Below are 264 nucleotides of genomic sequence, written 5' to 3' on the forward strand. Positions count from 1 at the left end.
ACTCCACAAAAACGCAAATTTAAAAAACGTGCGGCGCGACAGCGCGATCGCACCCCTTGAACGTGCAGTGGGGTTGGAGAGGGCTTGGGAGAGGGTCTGCCTTCGGCAGTTGCGAGTGCGTAGCACGACGCAAAGGAAGGCGACGCTCTACTTCGCTTTGCTCGTAGCTGCAAGCAGACCGTAAGTAGAACCCCTTCCTCTCCCGAAGAAAAGAGAAAGGTGGATACAAAAGGGAGCTCTTTTGCTTCGGCTTTGCCTCGCCTT

General features: G+C 54.9%; 1 protein-coding gene. It reads left to right on the forward strand.

Annotated elements, in window-relative coordinates; genetic code table 11:
• A partial coding sequence (locus CSUNSWCD_RS11585; protein ID WP_034964939.1) for a hypothetical protein occupies nucleotides 1–184 on the forward strand: 184 nt, incomplete at its 5' end.
• Between the last annotated feature and the right edge of the window lie 80 nt (nucleotides 185–264).

This window comes from Campylobacter showae CSUNSWCD, assembly GCF_000313615.1.
Classification (GTDB): Bacteria; Campylobacterota; Campylobacteria; order Campylobacterales; family Campylobacteraceae; genus Campylobacter_A; species Campylobacter_A showae_A.